This window comes from Alloiococcus sp. CFN-8 (assembly GCF_049943125.1).
Taxonomy (GTDB): domain Bacteria; phylum Bacillota; class Clostridia; order Clostridiales; family Clostridiaceae; genus JAEXZL01.
The window spans coordinates 234,463-257,571 of record NZ_CP188040.1 but is presented as its reverse complement, the minus strand read 5'-3'; the positions used below and the strand labels follow the sequence as shown (position 1 = coordinate 257,571).

General features: G+C 38.9%; 21 protein-coding genes and 2 riboswitches. Of the genes, 18 read left to right on the top strand and 3 right to left on the bottom strand.

Going from position 1 to position 23,109, the window contains the following annotated elements:
* The first annotated feature begins 32 nt into the window (after window positions 1-32).
* Window positions 33-290 (top strand): ATP cone domain-containing protein, encoded by a 258-nt coding sequence (locus ACPWSR_RS01265; RefSeq protein ID WP_426349882.1) that lies wholly within the window; start codon window positions 33-35, stop codon window positions 288-290.
* A 254-nt stretch (window positions 291-544) separates the two neighbouring features.
* Here ACPWSR_RS01265 and spoVAE read toward each other — a convergent pair whose 3' ends face one another.
* Genes spoVAE through spoVAC form a run of 3 tightly spaced genes read right to left on the bottom strand, consistent with a single transcriptional unit; the run spans window position 545 to window position 2,387 of the window.
* A complete protein-coding gene (gene spoVAE / locus ACPWSR_RS01260) occupies window positions 545-898 on the bottom strand; it encodes a stage V sporulation protein AE (protein ID WP_426349881.1) in 354 nt (117 codons plus the stop codon).
* A gap of 13 nt (window positions 899-911) precedes the next feature.
* Entirely contained in the window at window positions 912-1,913 is a 1,002-nt protein-coding gene (spoVAD, locus tag ACPWSR_RS01255; protein ID WP_426349880.1) for a stage V sporulation protein AD, read from the bottom strand.
* Window positions 1,914-2,387: a stage V sporulation protein AC gene (gene spoVAC, locus ACPWSR_RS01250; protein ID WP_426349879.1), complete on the bottom strand. Its 474-nt coding sequence runs from the start codon at window positions 2,385-2,387 to the stop codon at window positions 1,914-1,916. It abuts the gene before it with no gap.
* A 197-nt stretch (window positions 2,388-2,584) separates the two neighbouring features.
* Here spoVAC and ACPWSR_RS01245 point away from each other — a divergent pair, with 197 nt between their 5' ends.
* The 17 genes from ACPWSR_RS01245 (at window position 2,585) to purD (ending at window position 23,106) form a co-directional block, all read left to right on the top strand.
* On the top strand, window positions 2,585-3,730 hold the full coding sequence (locus tag ACPWSR_RS01245) for a Card1-like endonuclease domain-containing protein (RefSeq protein WP_426349878.1): 1,146 nt from the start codon (window positions 2,585-2,587) through the stop codon (window positions 3,728-3,730).
* Window positions 3,731-3,838: 108 nt separating this feature from the next.
* A riboswitch (glycine riboswitch) is annotated at window positions 3,839-3,940 on the top strand.
* Window positions 3,941-4,033, top strand: a riboswitch (glycine riboswitch).
* Window positions 4,034-4,106: 73 nt separating this feature from the next.
* Entirely contained in the window at window positions 4,107-5,210 is a 1,104-nt protein-coding gene (gene gcvT, locus ACPWSR_RS01240) for a glycine cleavage system aminomethyltransferase GcvT (RefSeq protein WP_426349877.1), read from the top strand.
* Window positions 5,211-5,265: 55 nt separating this feature from the next.
* Window positions 5,266-5,649 (top strand): glycine cleavage system protein GcvH, encoded by a 384-nt coding sequence (gene gcvH / locus ACPWSR_RS01235; RefSeq protein ID WP_426349876.1) that lies wholly within the window; start codon window positions 5,266-5,268, stop codon window positions 5,647-5,649.
* 3 nt (window positions 5,650-5,652) lie between these two features.
* Window positions 5,653-6,999 carry an aminomethyl-transferring glycine dehydrogenase subunit GcvPA gene (gene gcvPA, locus ACPWSR_RS01230; protein WP_426349875.1) on the top strand — a complete coding sequence of 449 codons (1,347 nt, stop codon included), beginning with the start codon at window positions 5,653-5,655 and terminating at the stop codon, window positions 6,997-6,999.
* Window positions 6,999-8,447, top strand: a complete 1,449-nt coding sequence (gene gcvPB / locus ACPWSR_RS01225) for an aminomethyl-transferring glycine dehydrogenase subunit GcvPB (RefSeq protein ID WP_426349874.1) — start codon at window positions 6,999-7,001, stop codon at window positions 8,445-8,447. Before gcvPA ends, gcvPB begins: the two co-directional genes overlap by 1 nt.
* Window positions 8,448-8,455: 8 nt before the next feature.
* Window positions 8,456-9,865 (top strand): dihydrolipoyl dehydrogenase, encoded by a 1,410-nt coding sequence (lpdA, locus tag ACPWSR_RS01220; protein WP_426349873.1) that lies wholly within the window; start codon window positions 8,456-8,458, stop codon window positions 9,863-9,865.
* Between the two features lie 125 nt (window positions 9,866-9,990).
* Window positions 9,991-10,629 carry a lactate utilization protein gene (locus ACPWSR_RS01215; RefSeq protein ID WP_426349872.1) on the top strand — a complete coding sequence of 213 codons (639 nt, stop codon included), beginning with the start codon at window positions 9,991-9,993 and terminating at the stop codon, window positions 10,627-10,629.
* An 85-nt stretch (window positions 10,630-10,714) separates the two neighbouring features.
* Window positions 10,715-11,689, top strand: coding sequence for a lipoate--protein ligase (locus ACPWSR_RS01210; RefSeq protein WP_426349871.1), 975 nt, complete (start codon window positions 10,715-10,717; stop codon window positions 11,687-11,689).
* A 251-nt stretch (window positions 11,690-11,940) separates the two neighbouring features.
* The gene (locus ACPWSR_RS01205) at window positions 11,941-15,720 is read left to right on the top strand and encodes a phosphoribosylformylglycinamidine synthase (RefSeq protein WP_426349870.1); all 3,780 of its coding nucleotides are present in this window, start codon (window positions 11,941-11,943) and stop codon (window positions 15,718-15,720) included.
* Window positions 15,721-15,737: 17 nt separating this feature from the next.
* The gene (gene purE / locus ACPWSR_RS01200) at window positions 15,738-16,217 is read left to right on the top strand and encodes a 5-(carboxyamino)imidazole ribonucleotide mutase (protein ID WP_426349869.1); all 480 of its coding nucleotides are present in this window, start codon (window positions 15,738-15,740) and stop codon (window positions 16,215-16,217) included.
* On the top strand, window positions 16,217-16,918 hold the full coding sequence (gene purC, locus ACPWSR_RS01195) for a phosphoribosylaminoimidazolesuccinocarboxamide synthase (RefSeq protein ID WP_426349868.1): 702 nt from the start codon (window positions 16,217-16,219) through the stop codon (window positions 16,916-16,918). The genes purE and purC overlap by 1 nt, the downstream gene beginning before the upstream one ends.
* Window positions 16,919-16,944: 26 nt before the next feature.
* Window positions 16,945-18,351, top strand: a complete 1,407-nt coding sequence (gene purF, locus ACPWSR_RS01190; RefSeq protein WP_426349867.1) for an amidophosphoribosyltransferase — start codon at window positions 16,945-16,947, stop codon at window positions 18,349-18,351.
* Between the two features lie 6 nt (window positions 18,352-18,357).
* The gene (gene purM, locus ACPWSR_RS01185; RefSeq protein WP_426349866.1) at window positions 18,358-19,356 is read left to right on the top strand and encodes a phosphoribosylformylglycinamidine cyclo-ligase; all 999 of its coding nucleotides are present in this window, start codon (window positions 18,358-18,360) and stop codon (window positions 19,354-19,356) included.
* Window positions 19,344-19,931 carry a phosphoribosylglycinamide formyltransferase gene (gene purN, locus ACPWSR_RS01180; protein ID WP_426349865.1) on the top strand — a complete coding sequence of 196 codons (588 nt, stop codon included), beginning with the start codon at window positions 19,344-19,346 and terminating at the stop codon, window positions 19,929-19,931. Before purM ends, purN begins: the two co-directional genes overlap by 13 nt.
* A complete protein-coding gene (locus ACPWSR_RS01175; RefSeq protein ID WP_426349864.1) occupies window positions 19,921-20,634 on the top strand; it encodes an IMP cyclohydrolase in 714 nt (237 codons plus the stop codon). The genes purN and ACPWSR_RS01175 overlap by 11 nt, the downstream gene beginning before the upstream one ends.
* 18 nt (window positions 20,635-20,652) lie before the next feature.
* Window positions 20,653-21,834, top strand: coding sequence for a phosphoribosylaminoimidazolecarboxamide formyltransferase (locus ACPWSR_RS01170; protein WP_426349863.1), 1,182 nt, complete (start codon window positions 20,653-20,655; stop codon window positions 21,832-21,834).
* A 27-nt stretch (window positions 21,835-21,861) separates the two neighbouring features.
* A complete protein-coding gene (purD, locus tag ACPWSR_RS01165; protein WP_426349862.1) occupies window positions 21,862-23,106 on the top strand; it encodes a phosphoribosylamine--glycine ligase in 1,245 nt (414 codons plus the stop codon).
* Window positions 23,107-23,109 lie beyond the last annotated feature (3 nt).

Below are 23,109 nucleotides of genomic sequence, written 5' to 3'. Positions count from 1 at the left end.
ATATATATAGTTATATTTAAGGAGATGAGGCTATGAAGGTAATAAAACGTGATGGAAGATTTGAGGATTATGATATATCCAAAATCAAAAGAACAATTTGTAATGCCTCCGATGATATCAATAAGCCCTTAACTGAGGGGGACTTGAAGAACTTAGGTGACTTAATAGACCATAGTATCCGTGAAAGCTTTAGTGAATCAGTACCTAGCAATGAGATAAGAAATATTATTGAAAGTACTTTGAGAGAAAATGGTTTCTCAGCGGTAGCTTCTAGTTATACTAACTCCTGAAAAACATAAGCTAAAAAGACCTCGGCGTAAGCCGGGGTCTTTAAAGGTTATAATACTTTGGGAGTATTTCGAGGGATTAAACTATCATACTTAAATACTTAAGTATGAAGAATCTTTGATTCTAGGGGTACAATGTTTGAGTAACAGATAATAAATTAACTGCTTCTCTAAATTAAAATGGGATTGTATGAATTTATTATATATTGCTACTAATAATTAGTCAATAGTTTATTTTAAATAATAATAATTATTTGTTAGCCTTTAGATTTAAAGATTAATGATGCTATAAAACCAAAAATAATAGCTGCGGATATACCGGCGCTGGTGATATCAAAAATTCCTGTAAGGACTCCTATGAGTCCATAAATTTCATATTCCATCATGGCACCTTTAAATAAGGAATTCCCAAAGCTGCTTATAGGTACTGAGGCACCAGCACCAGCAAGCTTTATAAGAGGGTCATAAAGTCCAAGTCCTCCTAATATAGCACCGGAAACTACCAGAGTACTCATGGTATGAGCAGGAGTTAGCTTGAATACATCCATGAGGAGCTGTCCAATGACGCATATGGCTCCACCTATAACAAAGGCTAATATAAATTTTTCCATAATCGCTTCCTCCTTATATTTCTATAGAAACAGCATGAGCTATGCAGGGGATACTTTCCTTTTGCTGAAAGGAAAGCTGTGATAAAAGTGCTCCTGTTGCAACTATCAATATTTTTCTTAGTTCTCCCTTTTTCATCCTGTTGATAAAATGCCCATAGGTAACGATAGCAGAGCAGCCACAACCACTAGCTCCTGCCTGAACTGGTTGATCCTCGTTATAAATTAATAGTCCGCAGTCAGTAAATATGGAAGGGGGTATCTGTAGGTTGCTATCCTTCAATAGGTCTGAGGCTATTCTGTGTCCTATGATTCCTAGGTCTCCCGTAGCTATTATGTCGTAGTAATCAGGTGTTCTATCTAAATCATTAAAATGGGCTATTATTGTATCAGCAGCAGCCGGAGCCATAGCTGCCCCCATGTTGAAGGGATCTGTGATTCCCATATCTACTACTCTACCAATGGTCGCGCTGGTTACCCTTGGGCCATTCCCTTCCAAGCTAATTATTGAAGCTCCTGAACCGGTAACCGTCCACTGAGAAGTAGGAGGCTTTTGGCTTCCGTATTCTGTTGGGTATCTAAATTGTTTTTCTACGGAAACATTATGGCTTGTTGCTCCAGCTAAAGCATATTTAGCTGCGCCACTATCTATGAGCTGAGCAGCTAAGGACAAGCTTTCCATTGAACTAGAGCAGGCACCAAAGAGACCTAGGTGAGGAATGCCAAGAGTTCTAGCACAAAAAGAACTGGATATTATTTGATTCATTAAGTCACCAGTTAATAAAAATGTAATATCTTCTTTTTTAAATTTTCCTTTTTCTAATGCAATTTCACATGCATCCTCCAATAGCTTTTTTTCTGCTTTTTCATAGGTTTTTTCTCCAATCCAGATGTCATCATAAAGCTTATCAAAATCAGAGGCTAAGGGGCCTTTGGCTTCAAAGGGACCACCAACAACCCCTGTGGATATGATTTTAGGACTGTTTTGGAATATCCAGCTTTGTTTTCCCTGCAGCATTTAAGCACCTCCTAATTTCATGAATAATATTTTTATTAAGGCGACTATAAAGGCAGAGGATACACCGAAGACTATTACTGAGCCAGCAAGCTTAAACATATTCCCTCCCACACCTAATACATAGCCTTCTGTACGATGCTCAATAGCTGCTGAAGCTATGCTGTTAGCGAAGCCTGTTATTGGGACAGAGGTCCCAGCCCCAGCCCACTGAGCTATATGATCAAATACACCAAAGCCAGTTAAAAGTACTGATAATATAATGAGCATAGCCCCTGCAGGATTTCCCGCCGTTTGTTCTGTGAAGTCAAAGTATTTTATAAATACCCATTGTAGACACTGTCCCAAGAGACATATTAAGCCACCAATAAAAAATGCTCTTATACAATTTTTTAATACAGGTCTTTTTATCTCCCTGGCTTTAGCATATTCTTTGTAATCTGCTGCTGTCATATTAAGCTTTTTTTTGTTTTCCAAAATTAACACCTCCTATGATTTCTATAGTATTTTTAGCAGAATTTCAAAAATTATTATTATTTTCTTATGGTATAATTTTTTTATAGAATACCTTTTTTATTGATGGTTTTAATTTACAGCCTTTATTTTACTTTAATAGGGAATAATATTAGCATCTAATTATAATGGAATGTATATGATTGCTTTGGAGGTTAGTTATGGAACTGGGTAAGGTTGAAAATTTATTATGCTTTTTCCATGAATTTAATTCAGGAAGTATTTATACAATATTGAACATTAAACCCCGCAAGGTTATTTTCATCATAGAGAGAGATAAAGCTTTTCATGAGGATTATGATAATGTGAGGGGATATTTAACTAAGAGGATACCGGAGGTTGCTATAGATTCTATCATGCTTACGGAGCCGATTTATCAGAAGCTGGAAGGTGTTTTTAAGGAGTTTTCACCGAAGGATACAGTGATTAGCCTATCCTCTGGAAGCAGGCTCGTAGCTCTCATGGCCTATAAGCTATCTTTGGATTATGGTTATAAAGCAGTATATGGGGATGTGGAAAGAGAAGGGTTATTTATTTTAACCGACCGGGGACCTGCAGTGTTTAATAGAGCAGAGGAGGAGCTTAAAATAAAAGATATCATTGCCAGCGCTGGTGGAAAGAGCTTGGAGGACAGTAGTAGGTTTTATGAGGATAAAAAGATTGAAGGCATGATGGACTACATTACCACAAATTATACTAAGTGGAAGGGACTTAAGCAGATATTTAGAAGCAGAGAGCATATTGAATATAATGATTTTCGCCCTTTAAGGGTCAATATAAAAAAGCAAGGATTAAACTACTTTGAGGCTTATAGAGATTTTTTTACCTTAGGAGAAGCTTTGGGAATATTTTATTATAAGGATCATGGTGAAAGGCTCAGCATAGATTTTATCAATATGGGTTATAAATCTTTTATATTTAAGGTAGGTACCTGGCTGGAGATATTAACCTATTCTATGGTTAAGAGGCTCAAAGAGATTGATGAGGTAAAAGCAGGGGTTGTTTTTCTTTGGGACATAGATAAAGACAGGATAAAAAATGAAGTGGATGTCCTTGCTTCTGCTGGATCCAGACTCATATATATATCCTGTAAGGATACAGCCAACTATGATGAAGGTGACCTTAACGAGCTGGAGGTTTATTCTAACAAGATTGGAGGGGAGGAGGCTCTTAAGATTTTAGTGGCTACCAGTCTTCCAAATAAAAATACTACGGTACTAAGGGCAGAGGAAATGGGTATACATATTATAATTTTTAATGGTGACATGGAGGGCTTTAAAAGAAATCTTCAAAGGCTCATGAAGTAATAATTTCGTTATAGATTGTTAATAACTTAATTATGTTTAGGGGCGTAAAACTATTGCAATAGGGCTTTTACATTAATATAATATAAGTAGAAATGAATACATTACCAAGTGATTTCAGCGGGAGATACCAAAGGGGTAGCCGAAGGAGAAATATAAGGGAAAGCCTATACCTTTATAGAAACTCTCAGGCAAATGGAGCGCTGAAGGATGGTTCTTCTGGAAAGTACCTAAGAATTGACTTAGGTCGCCGTAGGAGCAATACTTAATTGTAGAATCTCTCAGGTTTATTACAGGGGTATAAGGCATGTTTTTTAATGTGCTCTTATATCCTTTTTTTAATAGCTAGCAGTATAAATTAATAATTTATAGGAGGATTATGGTGGATAATTTAAAGAAAACTTCGCTTTTTGGACATTATGAGAGCTATGGCGGGAAGATAATTGACTTCGCTGGCTGGGCATTACCGGTACAATTTGCTGGAATTATGGAAGAACATAAGGCTGTGAGAGAGGCTGCAGGCCTTTTTGATGTGTCCCATATGGGTGAGATAACTATAAAAGGTAGGGATGCTCTAAAGTTTATTAATGTACTTATAACAAATGATGCTACTAAGCTTGTAGATAATCAAGTGTTATATACTATGATGTGTTATGAGAATGGTGGAGTGGTAGATGATTTATTGGTTTATAGATATTCTGAGGATTCCTATTTACTTGTAGTCAATGCATCTAATATTGAAAAGGATTACCAATGGATTCTTTCCCAAATAGGAAGCTTTGATGTTTCTGTTGATAATATATCATCGGAGGTTTCACAGTTAGCTCTTCAGGGACCCAAGGCTGAAAAAGCACTTCAAAAGCTCACGGATACTACTTTAAGTGAAATCGGGTTCTTCTATTTTAAAGACAAGGTTACCATAGCTGGAAAGGAAACTTTAGTGTCCAGAACTGGCTATACTGGAGAGGATGGCTTTGAAATCTACTGCAGGAATGAGGATTTGGTATATCTTTGGGATGCTATACTCACTACTGGAAAAGAAGAAGGTGTTCAGCCTATAGGGTTAGGTGCAAGAGATACCTTAAGATTTGAAGCTAATCTTCCTCTCTATGGGAATGAACTATCACAGGAGATAACACCCTTAGAAGCAGGCTTTGGCTTCTTTGTGAAGCTTAATAAAGAGGAGTTTATTGGAAAAAATGCTTTAGAGAAGCAAAAGGCAGAGGGGCTAAAAAGGAAGATAGTAGCCTTTGAGATGGTGGGAAAAGGTATAGCAAGGCATGGCTACAAGGTTTTTAAAGGTGAAGAGGAGATTGGATTTGTAACCACAGGGTATTTATCTCCAACCTTAGGAAAGAATATTGGACTTGCCCTTATAAGGACTGAGTATGCTGAAATGGAAGGGATAATTGAAATACAGATAAGGAACAAAAAAGCAGAGGCTAAGATTATAAGCAGAAAATTCTATTCAAGAAGCAAATAAAATATTCCAAATATTTACAAAATAAATTATTCTTATTAAGAAGGAGAGATTATTGATGAAAATAGTTAAAGGCTTATATTATACAGAGGAGCATGAATGGTTAAAGGTTGAGGGAAATAAAGCTTATATAGGTATTACTGATTATGCACAGCATGCCCTTGGATCTATTGTTTATGTAGAGGTTCCTGAAGTTGATGAGGAGTTTGCAAAAGGAGAGGTTTTTGGTGTTGTTGAATCCGTTAAGGCTGCTTCTGATATTTATATACCAGTAGGAGGAACAGTTGTGGAGGCAAACGAAGAGGTTGTGGATGATCCTAGCCTTTTAAACAATGCTCCTTATGATAACTGGCTAATTGCTGTAGAGCTTGACAATGAGGAAGAACTAGAAGGACTTATGAGCGCTGACGCATACGAAGATTTCTGCAATAAGGAGGATTAATTAATGCACCCTTATATACCTAATACAGAAAAGGATAAGAAGGAAATCCTTGAAGCTATAGGAGCTGCTTCTGTGGAAGAGCTTCTCAAGGACATACCTCAGGAAGTAAGACTTAAAGGAGGACTAAATTTGCCTGACAGCCTTTCAGAGATAGAAGTTAGAAAGGTTATGGGGAATTTAGCTTCTTCAAATAAAAACTTAGAGGAAATCACCTCTTTCTTAGGTGCTGGTTCCTATGATCATTATATTCCCTCGGTATTAAAGCATCTTGTGGGAAGGTCTGAGTTCTACACAGCTTATACACCTTATCAGCCAGAGATAAGTCAGGGAACCCTTCAGGGAGTTTTTGAATTTCAAAGCATGATCTGTGCTTTAACAGGTATGGAGGTTTCTAATGTTTCTATGTATGATGGGCCTACCGCTGCTGCAGAAGGAGCTATACTAGCAACGGTAGCTTCAAGAAAAAATAATATACTGGTATCAAAGACTGTTAACCCTGAAACTAGGAAGGTATTGAAGACTTATCTTGGCTTTAGAGATATAAAGCTCATTGAAGTAGAAGAAAAAAACGGGGTAACGAACCTAGAAGCCTTGGAAGGCTTAATTGATGAAGAAACAGCAGGGGTTATAGTGCAGTATCCAAACTTCTTTGGAATAGTAGAAGATATCAAGAAAATTGAGGAGCTAACCCATAAAAATAAAAAGGCATCCTTGATCATGTCCGTTGATCCTATTTCTTTAGGAGTGCTGAAGAGTCCTGGTGAACTTAAGGCTGATATAGTAGTGGGTGAGGGTCAGGCCTTAGGTGGAAATATGGGATTTGGTGGACCTGTTCTTGGTTTTATGAATGTTACAGAAAAGCTCATGAGAAAGATGCCTGGTAGAATTGTAGGAGAAACAGTTGATGTTGATGGAAAGAGAGCCTTTGTACTAACTCTTCAGGCTAGAGAACAGCATATAAGAAGAGAAAAAGCTACCTCAAATATCTGCTCTGACCAGACCTTGAATTCCATAGGAGCAGCTATTTATATGGCGTCCTTAGGGAAGCAGGGAATAAAGGAGCTTGGTCTGCAGTGTCTTCAAAAGGCTCATTATGCTCATGACAGACTTGTAGCCACTGGTAAGTTTAAGCCGCTTTTTGAAGGAAAGCCTTTCTTTAAGGAATTTGTATTAGTAAGTGAATCTCCTGTGGAGGAATTAAATAAAAAGCTTTTGGAAAAAGGCTATCTAGGTGGCTTTGATATAAGTAAGGCTGATTATCCTTACGAGAATGCAGTGCTTATAGCTGTAACAGAGCAGAGGAGCAAGGAAGAAATCGATAGCTTTGCAGAGCTCATGGAGGTGTTATAATGTCCTACGAAAAATTGATATTTGAATTGTCTAGAGAAGGAAGAAAGGCGTATTCTCTTCCAGCTCTTGATGTTCCAGAAAAGAATATAGAAGAGTTATTACCCTCTGAATATTTGAGAGAAGAGGCTCCTGAGCTGCCTGAGGTAAGCGAGCTAGAGCTTGTGAGACATTATACCTTATTATCAAAAAAGAATTATAGTATAGATTCTGGGTTCTATCCATTAGGTTCTTGTACTATGAAGTATAATCCTAAGATAAATGAGGATATGGCCTCAAACCCTGGTTTTTCAAAGATACATCCTTATCAGCCTGAGGAGACAGTTCAGGGAGCCTTAGAGCTTATGTATAATCTTTCTAAGTCCCTTTGTGAGATCACTGGAATGGATGAGGTGACCCTTCAGCCAGCTGCAGGAGCTCATGGTGAGCTGGCAGGACTTATGCTCATAAAGGCTTACCATGAAAAACGTGGTGACCTTAAAAGAAAGAAGATAATTGTTCCTGACTCTGCTCATGGTACAAATCCTGCCAGTGCTGCTGTTGCGGGCTTCCAGGTAGTTGAGGTTAAGTCTCTAAAGGATGGCTCCGTGGATGTTGAATCCTTAAAGGAAGTCCTAAATGATGAAATTGCAGGGCTTATGCTAACAAATCCTAGTACCTTAGGAATCTTCGAAAGAAATATAAAGGAAATTGCAGAGCTTGTACATGAAGCAGGTGGATTGCTCTATTATGATGGAGCAAATTTAAATGCTATTATGGGCATAACCAGACCAGGAGATATGGGCTTTGATGTCTGTCATTTAAATCTTCACAAGACCTTTTCTACCCCTCATGGAGGTGGAGGACCAGGAGCTGGCCCAGTAGGAGTTAAGAAGGAGCTTATACCATTTTTGCCAGTACCTATGATTGGGAAGAAGGAAAAGTTCTATCTAGATTATAACTATCCAGATTCTATTGGTAAGATTAAGAATTTCTATGGAAACTTTGGTGTACTGGTGAGGGCCTATACCTATATTCTTTCCATGGGAGGGAATGGTCTTAAGGAGGCTTCAGAAAGTGCTGTGCTTAATGCCAATTATCTAAAGGAAAGGCTTAAGGATAGCTATAAGCTTCCGATAGATACACCCTGCAAGCATGAGGTAGTATTTGCTGGGCTTAAGGATAAATCTACAGGGGTATCCACTTTAGAGGTGGCTAAGAGGCTTATAGACTATGGCTTCCATCCACCTACAGTTTACTTCCCTCTAATCGTAGACAGTGCTTTGATGATGGAGCCTACAGAAACAGAAAGTAAGGAGACAATGGATGCCTTTATAGAGGCTATGGAAGCTATTGCTAAGGAAGCTAAGGAAAATCCTGAAATCTTTAAGACAGCCCCTCATAATTCTCCTGTAAGAAGGATTGATGAGGTAAGAGCAGCAAGAAATCCAGTTTTAAAATGGACTAAATAGGTGAAAAGATGAATAAGAAGATTGTTGTTATAGGAGGGGGTCCCGGAGGTTATGGAGCAGCCATAAGAGCTGCTCAGCTGGGGGCTGATGTTACAATTATAGAAAAGGATAAATTGGGAGGAACCTGCCTTAACAGAGGGTGTATTCCTACAAAGGCTTTATACAGAAGCGCTGAGGTTTTAAACAATATAAAGCGTTCTTCTGAATTTGGTATAGAAGTAGGTGAATTTAGTCTTTCTCCTGATAAGGTAAGAGAAAGAAAGGATGCTATAGTTTCTCAAATGACTGGTGGTCTTAACCAGCTAATGAAGGGAAACGGAATCAAGGTCATAAAAGGCTCTGGTAGAGTTATATCTAAAGACGAGGTAGTGGTTGCCTTAGAAGGTGGAGAAAAAGAAACTATAAGCTGTGATAACGTAATAATAGCTACAGGATCCTCTAGTTTCATCCCTCCTATAAGGGGTGTGGAACTAGAAGGGGTAATAACCAGCGAAGAGCTATTAGACCTTCCTTTTATTCCTAAAAGGCTTGTAATTATAGGTGGAGGAGTTATTGGTATGGAGTTTGGAGGAATATTTAATTCCTTTGGCTCAAAGGTTACCGTTGTGGAAGCCCTTCCTTCACTCTTAAATACCTTTGATGGTGAAATGCTGAAGAGGCTTAATCCTATGATTAAGAAGCAGGGGATAGAGGTCTATACCTCTACCATGGTCAAGGAGATAAGTAAGGAAGCTGATACTATAAAAGTGCTAGTAGAAGGTAAAAAAGGAGAGCTTATATTAGAGGGAGACATGGTCCTCGTAGCTACAGGAAGAAAAGCAAATAGTGAGGATTTAGGTCTAGAAGAAGCAGGAATTGAATTTGATAGAAAGGGAATCAAGGTTTCGAAAGACTATGAAACCTCCTTAGAAGGGGTTTATGCCATAGGAGATGTAAATGGAAGACTTATGCTGGCTCATGCCGCTTCTCATCAAGGAGTGGCTGTTGCTGAAAGAATTATCTTAGGTAGTGAAATTCATGAAGGTCCTGTTCCCTCATGTGTATTTATATTTCCAGAGCTTGCAGCTGTAGGTATTAGGGAAGAGGAGCTTAAAGATAAGGGTATAGAGTATAAGGTGTCAAAGTTTCTCTTTGGAGCTAATGGAAAAGCATTAACCCTAGGAGAAGGGGAAGGACTCATAAAGGTAATTGCCGATGGCAGTGATAGAATTGTTGGTGTGCATATCCTTGGTCCTCATGCCTCTGATTTAATTCATGAAGCGGTGCCGATAATCAATGAGGAGCTTACTGTTGATGCTGTTAAGCATATGGTTCATGCTCACCCTACCCTTTCTGAAGCTTTTTATGAAGCTATAATGGGCCTGAAGGATGAAGCCATTCATCTGGTTCCTAGAAATAAAAAAACAGCAGGCCGATAGCCTGCTGTTTTTATAAGAAATGCTGTATTTCAAGATTATTCTATAGTAATTATAAGGTATAATATTCTTATAATGTTTAATAAGATAAATCTAAGGTTATAAATCTTAAATGTTGGAGGGGAGTTATGATTAAAACACCTATTGAATTGAGAAATGAAAAGCTGGGAAGCAAGGTGGTTAAAGCCTTGCAGGGAAGACATTTTGATGCGGCTTATGTAAATACTAAGGATGAGGCCTTAAAGCTGGCTTTAAGCTACATTCCTGAAAAAGCAGTGGTTTCCTGGGGAGGAACCAGTACTGCAAAGGAAATAGGACTTTTAGATGCTCTCCATGAGGGTGATTATGACCTGATAGATAGAGATGCTGCAGCACCAGAGGATAAGAATGAAGTGGCTAGGAAGGCTCTCTTAAGTGATTACTATATCATGGGAAGCAATGCCATCAGTGAGGATGGACAACTTGTTAACATTGATGGTAATGGAAATAGACTTGCTGCCTTGGTTTTTGGTCCTAAGTATGTGATAGTTCTCATAGGAATAAATAAGGTTGTTAGAGATTTAGAAGCTGCTATGGTAAGGGCTCAAACTATAGCTGCTCCTATAAATAGGCAGCGTTTCCCAGGAAATACTCCTTGCTTAGTTACTGGAAGCTGTGGTCATTGTACTACGTTAGATAGCATTTGCGCTCAAACGGTGATTACAAGGCTATGTAAGCCTGCTGGCAGGATAAAGGTAATTTTGATCGGTGAAAATTTAGGTTATTAAGAATGTAAGGTTAAATTTCTTTCATTTATAAAGGTGTAAAACAAAGGAAAGGATATGTAAGCTTAACGCTTATGTTGGTGAATATATGAGATATATAGATAATAATATAACAGATCCATATTTTAATCTTGCTGCTGAGGAATATCTTTTGAAGCATACGAAGGAGGAGATATTTTCCCTCTGGAGAAATGATTCTGCTATCATTGTAGGGAAAAATCAAAATACCCTCTCAGAAATCAATGTGGATCATGTTAAGGATAAGAATATCAAGGTAGTGAGAAGGTTAACTGGTGGTGGTGCTGTTTTTCATGATCTAGGTAATATTAATTATACCTTTATAGTAAATGATGACAAAAGCTTTAGTGATTTTAAGGGTTTTGGAAAGCCTATTATAGAAGTTTTAAAGAGTCTTGGAGTAGATGCAGAGTTTTCAGGGAGAAATGATTTGCTTATTGAGGGTAAGAAGTTTTCAGGCACAGCTCAATGCAAATATAAGAATAGAGTGCTTCACCATGGAACCTTGCTTTTTTCTTCAAATATGGCGGATGTTTCAGCAGCTTTAAAGCCGAAAGCTGTAAAGTTTACGGATAAGAGTGTAAAATCCGTGGCAAGCAGGGTTACAAATATCTCTTCTCATCTATCCACGGATATGTCTGTGGAAGAGTTCAAGGCCTATATTTTTAAATACCTCATGAAGGAAGAGGGAAAGATGATAGAGGGATATTCTTCTCTGGAGCTGGAGGTTATCAGAAAGCTGAGAGATGAAAAATACAGCACCTGGGAATGGAATTATGGTAACTCTCCTAAATACGAGTATTCTAATGAGGGAAAATTTCAGGGAGGCACCGTAGAAACTACCCTTTCTGTTAAGAAGGGAAAAATTGCTGAATTAAGGATTTATGGTGATTTTTTCGGTAAAGAAGATATACAAGCTGTTGAGCAGTGTCTTGTAGGAGTGGATCATAATCAGGAGGCTATAAAGAGAGCTCTTGTTACTATTTCTCTAGAAAATTATATGTTAAAAATATCTGCAGAGGAGTTGGCAAATCTCCTGTGCTAATACTAAGAGGGTATTACACTGATAGTTTAGTGTGGTACCTTCTTGTTTTTAGACAAAGTTCGTTGTTTTATAGTATTTTCAAGAGTCAGGAGAAATAATACGGTATTTTAAAGAGATTGAAATTAATAAATACGAACTATTTATATAAAATATAATATAATGTTTGACTTTTTGTTTCTTTGTTGATAACCTATATATATAAACAGAGTTTATAAGATATTCAGTTAATTATGTATATGAGGTGGACGGCTATGGAGAAATTAAAGGTGATTTATGTTGAGAAGAAACTGGGCTATGATATAGAAGCTAAAGCACTGCTTCAAGACTTTAGAGATAATCTAAGAATTACTTCACTGGAAGAGGTGCGGGTAATTAATCGCTATGTAACTGAATATATGGATGAAGAATTATTTAATAAAGCTGCTGCCATAGTATTTTCGGAAAGTACTGTGGATAGGGCTTTTTTTAGCTTAAAGGAACTAGAAAAGGAGTATGTGCTTTTTGCAGCGGAATATCTTCCTGGTCAATATGATCAAAGAGCCGATGCAGCAATGCAGTGCTTAGCTGTTCTTAAGGAGGGAGTGGCTCCAAAGGTGAGCTGTGCTGTCATCCTTGGTCTTAGGGGCGATATAACCAAAGAAGAATTAGAAAAAATAAAGAACTATTATATTAATCCTGTGGAAAAGAGAGAAGCAAGCTTGAGAAGAATCTCCCTTGAGGAAAATTACGGAGATCCTAAGGACATTCCCGTCTATGAAGGCTTTATCAACATGAATAAAGCTGAGCTTAGTAACCTTCATAAAAATCTTGGGCTTGCTATGTCTATAGAAGACCTCTCTCTATGCCAGGATTATTTTATTAAAGAAGATAGAAATCCAACGGAAACGGAAATAAAAGTCTTAGATACCTATTGGTCAGATCACTGTAGACATACAACCTTTCAAACCTCAATAACAAAGGTTGATATAGAGGAGGGAGTGCTAAGCTCTCCTTTAAAGGAAGCCTATATGGACTACCTAAAGGTAAGGAAGGAGCTTGCTAGAGAAGAAAAGCCCATAAATCTCATGGATTTAGCCACTATAGCCATGAAAGAACTGAAAAATAGAGGGTTTTTAGAGGATTTAGATGAATCCGATGAAATAAATGCTTGTACCATAAAAGCAAAGGTAGAAACCACCGAGGGTACTATGGATTATCTCATATTATTTAAGAATGAGACACACAATCATCCCACGGAAATTGAGCCCTTTGGAGGAGCTGCAACCTGCCTAGGCGGAGCTATAAGGGATCCATTGTCGGGGAGAGCATACGTATATCAGGCTATGAGAATTACTGGTAGTGGAGATCCCAGAGAAAGGGTAGAGGATACCTTAAAGGGAAAGCTTCCCCAGAGAAAGATTACCCTAGGTGCTGCTGCGGGTTATAGCTCCTATGGTAATCAAATAGGACTTGCTACCGGTCAGGTGGTAGAGCTTTATGATCCTGGCTTTAAGGCAAAAAGAATGGAGATTGGTGCCGTGATTGGAGCTGTACCAGAGAAGCAGGTAAAAAGAGAAAGACCTAAAAGGGGTGATTTAATTATTCTTTTAGGCGGAAGGACTGGAAGAGATGGCTGTGGGGGTGCCACAGGATCTTCAAAGGAGCATAACTTAGATTCTATCAATGAGTGTGGTGCTGAGGTTCAAAAGGGTAATGCACCAGTGGAAAGAAAGCTTCAAAGATTTTTTAGAAGGCCAGAAGCAGCCTTAATGATAAAAAAATGTAATGACTTTGGAGCAGGAGGAGTATCTGTAGCCATAGGTGAGCTCAGCGATAGTCTGGACATATACCTTGATAGGATTCCAAAAAAATATGAAGGCTTAAATGGAACAGAGCTGGCTATTTCCGAATCACAGGAGAGAATGGCTGTAGTGATTTCTCCAGATAATGAAAAAAGCTTTATCTCCATGGCCCTGGAGGAAAATTTAGAGGCTACTACCGTAGCAGAGGTAACAGATTCCGGAAGGCTTAGAATGTGGTGGAGAGAAAAATTGATTGTTGATATAGAGAGAAGCTTCCTAGACACCAATGGAGCTGAAGCCTTTGCAGAGGTTTTGGTAAAAAGTCCAGAAGATAAAGATAATTACTTTAATAAGGAAATGACTAAGGCAGCTGGAAGTACCTTTGAAGAGGTGATGATAAATCAGCTTAAAGACCTAAATACCTGCAGTCAGAAGGGACTTTGTGAAAGATTCGACTCTACTATAGGTGCAAATACAGTGCTAATGCCTTTTGGTGGAGCGGAGGAAAAAACTCCCCCTGAGGGTATGGCATCAAGAATACCTGTTCATAAAGGATACTCTAATACTGTATCACTAATGACCTATGGATATAATCCAAGGATAGCTCATTGGAGTCCCTATCATGGAGCACATTTTGCTGTTATTGAAGCGGTATGCAGGATAGCTGCCATGGGAGGAGATTATAAGAATATTAAACTAACCTTTCAGGAATACTTTGAAAAGCTTGGCAAGGATAAAGAAAAATGGGGTAAGCCCTTTGCTGCTCTTTTAGGTGGTTATGAAGCTCAAAGGAAGCTAGCTATTGGGGCTATAGGCGGTAAGGACAGCATGTCAGGAACCTTTGAAAATCTTACAGTACCTCCTACCCTTGTAGCCTTTGCCGTAGCCTTAGACCATATTGACAATGTCCTTTCACCAGAGCTTAAAAAAGGAGAAGGACAGGAGGTTTATATAGTTAAAACACCGATTACTCCTGAATATACAGTAGATTTTGAGAATCTGAAGGTAACTCTCAATAAGCTTAAGGAAGCGGTGGATAGAGGAGCTATAGCTTCTGCTTATGCCCTAAGAGAGGGAGGGATAGCTGCTGGAGTAGCTAAGATGTCCTTTGGAAATAATATTGGAATTTCCCTCAACAAGGATTTGTCCTTAGAGGATATAATAGCACCTTGTTATGGCTCCTTCCTTATACAGCTAACTAAGGATAGCATTCCTGAAGAGGTTTTAGGAGATTTAGATTATTCTTTGGTTGGCGAACTGACCAAGGAGGCTACCATAAGCTATAAGGAAGAAAGTCTTACCCTTAAGAAGCTAAGAGAAGCTTGGGAGGAACCTTTAGAGGAGGTCTTTCCTACAAAGGCAACAGTGGAGGAGATTGAGCTTCCCGAGGAAGGGAGAAAAATATCCTTTATTCCTCAAAATAAAAAAAGCTATATAGGTACTAAAATTTCAAGGCCAAGGGTATTCATCCCCGTTTTCCCCGGGACTAATTGTGAATATGATTCTGCCAGGGCTTTTGAAAGAGAAGGAGCATTAGTAAATACTTTAGTATTAAAAAATTTGACTCCGGAAGGACTTAGAGCTTCTATAAAGGAAATGGAAAAAGAGATAAAAAACTCTCAGATACTTATGCTTCCTGGAGGCTTCAGTGCTGCTGACGAACCTGAAGGCTCTGGAAAATATATAGCTTCTGTTTTTAGAAATAAATATCTAGCAGAGGCCGTGGAGGAGCTATTGTATAAGCGAGATGGATTGGTTTTAGGGATATGCAATGGCTTCCAGGCGCTAATAAAGTTAGGTCTTTTACCTTATGGAAGAATAGTTGAAATAGATGAAAATATGCCTACCTTAACCTATAACAATATTGGAAGACATGTTTCTACACTGGTGGAAACAAAGGTTGTTTCAAAGCTTTCACCCTGGTTTGAAGAAATAAACCTCGGTGAGATACACAAGATTCCAGTATCTCATGGTGAAGGAAGATTCACAGCATCCCCTTCGGTGCTGCAGGAGCTTATAAAAAAAGGACAGGTTGCTACTCAATATGTAAATACAGAAGGAAAACCAACAATGGAGGAGCCTTGTAATCCTAATGGATCCTTATATGCAATAGAAGGGATAACAAGTCCTGATGGGAGGGTACTTGGAAAGATGGCTCATAGCGAAAGAGGTGACAGAAGGCTTTATAAAAATATTAAGGGAAATTTAGAACAGAAAATCTTTAGCTCTGGAGTAAATTATTTTAAATAATAGAAAGGCGGTACATTATGAGGGTTGCTATATTTTTTGGTAGTAAATCAGATAAAGAGGTGATGGCAGGAGCAGCTAAAGCTCTTAAAGAGCTGGGTGTTCACTATAAGGCTCATGTGCTTTCAGCTCATAGAGTTCCAGAAAAGCTTATGGAGGCATTAAAAGCCATTGAGGAAGGAGGGTATGAATGCATAATTGCGGGAGCAGGCCTCGCTGCTCATCTTCCAGGGGTTATAGCCTCTCATACAGTACTACCTGTTATAGGTGTACCCATTAAGGCTGAGCTAAATGGACTTGATTCTCTCCTATCAATAGTTCAGATGCCTAAATCAATACCTGTTGCTACAGTAGGGATAAACAATAGCTATAATGCAGGGATATTAGCAGTAGAAATATTGTCTGTAAAATATCCTGACCTTAAGGATAGATTATTAAATTTCAGAAGAGATATGAAGGATAAATTCATAAAGGATAATGGAGAGGGGATTGAACTATAATGGAAAAGCTAGAGATGCTATATGAAGGAAAGGCTAAGAAAATCTATGCTACTGATAAGGAAGATCAGGTAATTGTTTATTATAAGGACGATGCTACAGCCTTTAATGGAGAAAAGAAAGGACAGATTGAGGATAAGGGAGCTTTAAACAATAGTATCACCTCTAAGCTTTTTGAGCTTCTAGAGAGCAGGGGCATTGAAACTCATTATATAGAAAAGCTTAATGAAAGAGAGCAATTATGCAAAAGGGTAGAAATTGTTCCTATAGAAGTTATAGTCAGGAATGTGGCAGCAGGAAGCATGGCAAAGAGATTGGGAATTGATGAGGGACTAGAATTAAACACTACAATTTATGAAATCTGCTATAAAAATGATGACTTAGGTGACCCTCTTATAAATGATTACCATGCAGTAGCTATTGGCCTTACTACTTTCTCGGAGCTTAAAAAGATATATAGTGTTACAGAAAAAGTAAATGATATATTAAAAGAGTTTTTCATAAAGCAAAATATCCGCCTCATAGATTTTAAACTGGAATTTGGAAGGTACAAAGGGGAAATCCTATTAGCTGATGAAATTTCTCCTGATACCTGTAGATTCTGGGATGCAGTTACCAATGAAAAGCTGGACAAGGACCGCTTCAGAAGAGATATGGGTAATGTTAAGGATGCTTATGTAGAGATACTTAATCGCATTGGCTAAGACATTTTTTTAGTGAGGTAGATGAGATGATCGAATTAGTTAAGGACAAATTTAAGGAGGAGTGCGGGGTATTTGGAATATTTTCTCCTGATGTAGAGGAAGTAACCTCCATTACCTATTATGGTCTTTATGCTCTTCAGCATAGAGGTCAGGAAAGTGCGGGGATAGCTGTAGCAGATGGAAGCAATCTTCGCTGTGAAAAGGGTATGGGACTCGTATCTGAAGCCTTTGATAAGGAAAAACTAGGAGAGCTTCGAGGAAACGCTGCTATAGGACATGTAAGATATTCCACTGCTGGCTCCAGTAATTTAATAAATGCTCAGCCTTTAGTGACGGAGTCAAAGTACGGAACTGTGGCTATGGCTCATAATGGTAACTGTACCAACGCTGAGGTGATCAGAGATCTTCTAGAAGATGGTGGCCATCTCTTCAATACTACTAATGATTCTGAGGTTATTTTGAGCTTAATAGCTAGAGGTGCTAGAAGAGGTATTGAGCAGGCAGTTTTTGAAGCTCTTCAGGCCATTAAAGGCTCCTTTGCTCTGGTTATTCTCACAAAGGATAAGCTTATAGGAGTAAGGGATACCTATGGAATTAGGCCTTTAGCAATAGGGAAGTATAAGGATTCCTATATACTCACCTCTGAAAGCTGTGCTTTAGATACTATAGGAGCTGAATTTGTTAGAGATGTGAAACCTGGAGAGATAGTAGTAATTGATAAGGAAGGTCTTCGCAGTGTCAATAAGATTGAAAGAACAACCTGTAATACCTGTTCCTTTGAATATATTTATTTTGCTAGGCCAGACAGCACTATTGATGGAATGAATGTATATGAATCCAGGGTAAGAGTGGGAGAAGGGCTCTATAAGGAATGTCCTGCGGAGGCTGATGTGGTAATAGGAGTGCCAGACTCAGGATTAGCAGCTGCTGTAGGTTATGCTAAAGCCTCCGGTATACCCTATGCTGATGGTTTTATAAAAAACAGATATATAGGAAGAACCTTTATAGCTCCAAGTCAGGAGCTTCGAGAAAAGGCTGTTGCTTTAAAGCTTAATCCCTTAAAGAATATTGTAAATGGTAAGCGTATAGTGCTTATTGATGATTCTATCGTTAGAGGTACCACCAGCGTAAGGCTTGTGGAGCTTATGAAGAAGGCAGGAGCCAAGGAGGTACATTTCAGGGTGGCATCTCCAATAGTTAAATTCCCCTGCTATTTCGGAATAGATACTCCCTATAGACGGGAGCTCATAGGAGCAAATAAGACTGTAGAGGAAATAAAAGACATGTTGGGAGCTGATAGCCTAGGCTATATAAGTATAGAAGGAATGATAGAGGCCTTTGGCAGGGGGGATAATTTTTGCTTAGGCTGCTTCAGTGGGGTTTATCCAGTGGCACCGCCCATGGAAACCAATAAGGATTATTTGGAAAGGTAGTGTCTTATGATTAGTTATAAAGAGTCTGGAGTCAATATCAATGAAGGTTATAAAGCAGTAGAGCTTATAAAGGAATATGCGAAAAGCACTGCCAGCAGCCTTATCCTTAATAGCCTAGGAAGCTTCGCTTCCATGGTAGAACTTCCTGAGGGCTATAAAAAACCAGTGCTTGTTTCTGGGACAGACGGAGTTGGTACCAAGCTTGATATAGCCTTTAGAGCTAGAAAATATGATACTGTGGGAATAGACTGTGTGGCTATGTGTGTCAATGACATCCTATGTCATGGTGCGAAGCCTCTGTTCTTTCTGGATTATTTAGCCTGTGGAAAGCTTGAAGCAGAAGTGGCCGCAGAGCTGGTAAAGGGTGTTTCTGAAGGGTGTATTCAGTGTGGTGCTTCTTTAGTAGGAGGAGAGACAGCGGAGATGCCTGGTTTTTATAGAGAGGGAGAATACGATATTGCCGGCTTTGCAGTTGGAATAGTTGATAAGGATAAAATTATAGATGGAAGTACTATTAAGGAAGGAGATGTCCTTATAGGATTAGCCTCCTCTGGCTTTCATTCTAATGGATATTCTCTTTTGAGAAAGCTATTTCCTGACCTGGAGGAGGAGCATCAGGGAAGGACTATGGGAGATATACTACTAACTCCCACGAGGATTTATGTAAAGCCTGTACTTAAGCTTTTAGAAAAATATCCTGTAAAAGGCATGGCTCATATTACTGGTGGAGGTTTTGTGGAAAATATACCTAGAATGCTTCCAGAAGGCCTTGAGGCAAGAATTAAAAAGAATAGCTATCCAATACCATCTATTTATAAGAGTGTTGTGAACAAGGGAGGAGAAGCTGCTTCTTTATACAATACCTTCAATATGGGGATAGGTTTTGTTCTCTGCATTTCCAGGGAAATAAAGGAATTAGTCTTAAAAGAGCTTGTAGAAATGGGAGAAAGAGCTTATGTTATCGGTGATATTACCTCTGGAGGGGCAGGTATATGTATAGAATAGCGGTATTTGTATCTGGAAGTGGCAGCAATCTCCAGAGCATATTAGATGCAGTGGATAAAGGTGAGCTAAAGGTGGTGGTTACCTCTGTTATCAGCGATAATCCCAAGGCCGAGGCATTAAAAAGAGCTGAAGCTAAGAATATACCTACCTTTATAATTGAAAAGGGAAAGGACAGAAATGCCTTTGGAGATAAGGCTCTTGAGCTTATAGGAGATAACCTTGACCTTATTGTACTGGCTGGTTTTTTATCGATTCTTTCAGGGAATATCCTGAAGGTATATAAAAATAAGATAATTAATATACATCCTTCGCTGATACCTAAGTATTGCGGGAAGGGGATGTATGGAATAAGGGTACATGAAGCAGTTCTGAAGGGCAAGGAAGAGGTTTCAGGCTGTACAGTACACGTTGTTAACGAGGTTATAGATGGTGGAGATATTATATTACAGAAGACAGTACAGGTTAAACACTCAGATACGCCAGAGAGCCTTCAAAAGAGGGTACTTATAGAAGAGCATAAGGCTCTGGTACAGGTTATAGCAATGTTGGCACAGGAGGATATCAATGAAAATTAGAACTTTAGAAATGGAGCTTTCAGGATGCTCTTATCCTGGAAGAGGCATAATTTTAGGAAAATCAGAAGATGGAAAAAAGGCTGTAGCAGCTTACTTTATTATGGGTAGAAGTGAAAATAGCCGAAATCGAGTTTTTGTATCTCATGGGGAGGGGATCAGAACAGAAGCTTTTGACTCAGATAAGATGGAGGATCCTACCTTGATTATTTACTCACCAGTATGTGTTCTTGAGAATAAGACCATTGTTACTAATGGAGATCACACAGACACTATTTATACACTTATGGCTCAAGGTCAGTCCTTTGAGGAGGCCTTAAGAACCAGAGAGTTTGAACCAGATGCGCCTAATTATACCCCTAGAATTTCAGGTGTTATGGATATTGAGAAGGGTGAATATAACTATGCACTATCCATTTTAAAAAGCAATAATGGCAATCCAGAAGCCTGCAATAGATATACCTTTAGCTACAGTAACCCTATAAAAGGGCAAGGACATTTCATTCATACCTACAAAGGTGATGGAAATCCTCTTCCTAGCTTTGAAGGGGAGCCTAAGGTAATTAGGATATCTGGGGATATTGATAGTTTTACCAATTTAATATGGAAAAATCTCAACTATGAAAATAAGGTTTCACTTTTTGTGAGATATATTGATATTGAAACCGGTGAATATGACACCAGAATAATTAATAAAAATCAGTAAGCTTGAAAGGAAAGAGTTATGAAAGAATTTCAGTTAAAATACGGTTGTAATCCAAATCAGAAGCCATCTAGAATCTTTATGGAAAATGGCAGTGTGCTTCCCGTGGAAATCTTAAATGGAAAGCCAGGCTATATAAATTTCCTTGATGCCTTTAATGGTTATCAGCTGGTAAAGGAGCTGAAGGAAGCAACGGGACTTCCCGCAGCAGCGTCCTTTAAGCATGTATCTCCAGCTGGGGCAGCAGTAGGAATTCCACTTACAGAGGTAGAGAAGAAAATTTACTGGGTAGATGAAAAGGTTGGAGATCTTTCACCTTTAGCTTGTGCCTATGCCAGGGCAAGGGGAGCAGATAGAATGTCCTCCTTTGGAGATTTTATTTCTCTCTCCGATGTCTGTGATACTGAAACAGCAAAACTGATTCAGCATGAGGTTTCCGATGGAATAATTGCTCCTGGATATGAGGAGGAGGCCTTGGAAATTTTAAGAGCTAAGAAAAAAGGGAATTATAATATTATTAAAATTAATCCATCCTATGTTCCTGAGCCTCTTGAGAGGAAGCAGGTATATGGTGTTACATTTGAACAGGGACGCAATGAGTTTAAAATTGATAGTAACCTTCTTGAAAATGTTGTAACTGATAATAAGGAAATACCCGAGTCTGCAAAGATTGATTTGATCATTGCACTAATTACCCTAAAATATACTCAGTCTAATTCTGTATGCTATTCAAAGGGAGGCCAGGCTATAGGTATTGGAGCTGGTCAGCAGTCCAGAATTCACTGTACAAGACTTGCTGGAAATAAGGCAGACAACTGGTATTTGAGGCAGCACATGAAGGTTTTAACTCTTCCTTTTAAAGAAAATATAGGTCGTGCAGAGAGAGACAATGCTATTGATATCTACATCGGTGAGGATTACATGGATATCTTTGAGGATGGTGCATGGGATAAAATATTCACAGAAAAGCCGGCGATATTTACCAGGGAAGAGAAGAGAGCATGGCTTGAGACTAATACTGGTGTGTCACTTGGCTCTGATGCTTTCTTTCCCTTTGGAGACAATATTGAGAGAGCTGTTAAGAGTGGAGTTAACTATATAGCACAGCCTGGGGGCTCCGTCAGGGATGATCTCGTAATTGAGAGCTGCAATAAGCATAATATAGCAATGTGTTTTACGGGAATGAGGCTATTCCATCATTAAAAATAGTCAGTAGGTAGGTGTTAAGATATGAAGCTTTTAATTGTGGGCTCTGGAGGCAGGGAGCACGCCTTAGCCTGGAAGGCAGCACAAAACCCAAGGGTTCAGAAAATCTTTTGTGCTCCTGGTAACGGGGGAACTGCTCTGGAGAATAAATGCATAAATGTAAATATCACAGCCATAGAGGAGTTGGCTGCCTTTGCAAAGGATAATGAGATATCCTTGACAATAGTAGGTCCAGAGGAGCCATTAACTAAAGGAATTGTGGATTATTTTAAAAAGGAAGGTCTAAGGTGCTTTGGTCCCTCTAAAAAGGCGTCTGCTTTAGAAGGAAGTAAGGTGTATTCAAAAGCCTTTATGAAAAAGTATGGGGTAAAAACCGCAGAATATCAAAGCTTTAGGGATGCAGAAGAGGCTAAAGCCTATCTTAAGGGCTGCAGCTTACCAATAGTTATCAAAGCCGATGGCCTTGCAGCAGGAAAGGGTGTTTATATCTGTGACACCTTAGAGGAGGCTGAGAAGGCTATAGAGGAAATAATGGTGCTAGATATCTTTAATGGAGCTGGAGGAGAGGTGGTTATTGAGGAGTTTTTACAGGGGGTAGAGGCTTCAATATTATCCATAACCGATGGAAAGACCATAATCCCTTTTATTTCTGCCAAGGATCATAAACAGCTTTATACTGGAGGGAAGGGGCCTAATACTGGTGGTATGGGAGTTATTGCACCTAATCCTTATGTCACTAATGAGGTAATGGAAGCCTTTAATAAGGATGTTCTTCTGCCTACACTAAAGGGTATACAGGAGGAGAATTTAGATTATATTGGGATAATCTTCTTTGGCATAATGATAACCTCAAAAGGAGTTTATCTATTAGAGTATAATGTAAGACTCGGTGATCCAGAAACAGAGGCAGTGCTTCCTCTTATGGACACGGACTTAATAGATTTAATAGATGCTGCCCTGGAGGGTAGACTCTCTGACTTTAATATAAGGTGGAAGAAGGAATGTGCCTGTTCCGTAGTGGCAGCCTCTGGAGGCTATCCTGGAAGCTATAAAAAGGGGTATCCTATGGAGATTGATGATAATCCTTCAGAGAAGGTATTTATTGCCGGTGCCTCCCTAAATGAAGGTAAGCTTATAACCTCCGGTGGAAGGGTTCTCTGTGCCACAGCCCTAGGAGCAACCATGGGAGAAGCCAACAGCAAGGCTTATGAAGCTATGAGAAAGATAAGTTTTAAGGACATGTATTACAGAGAAGATATAGGTAAATAGATT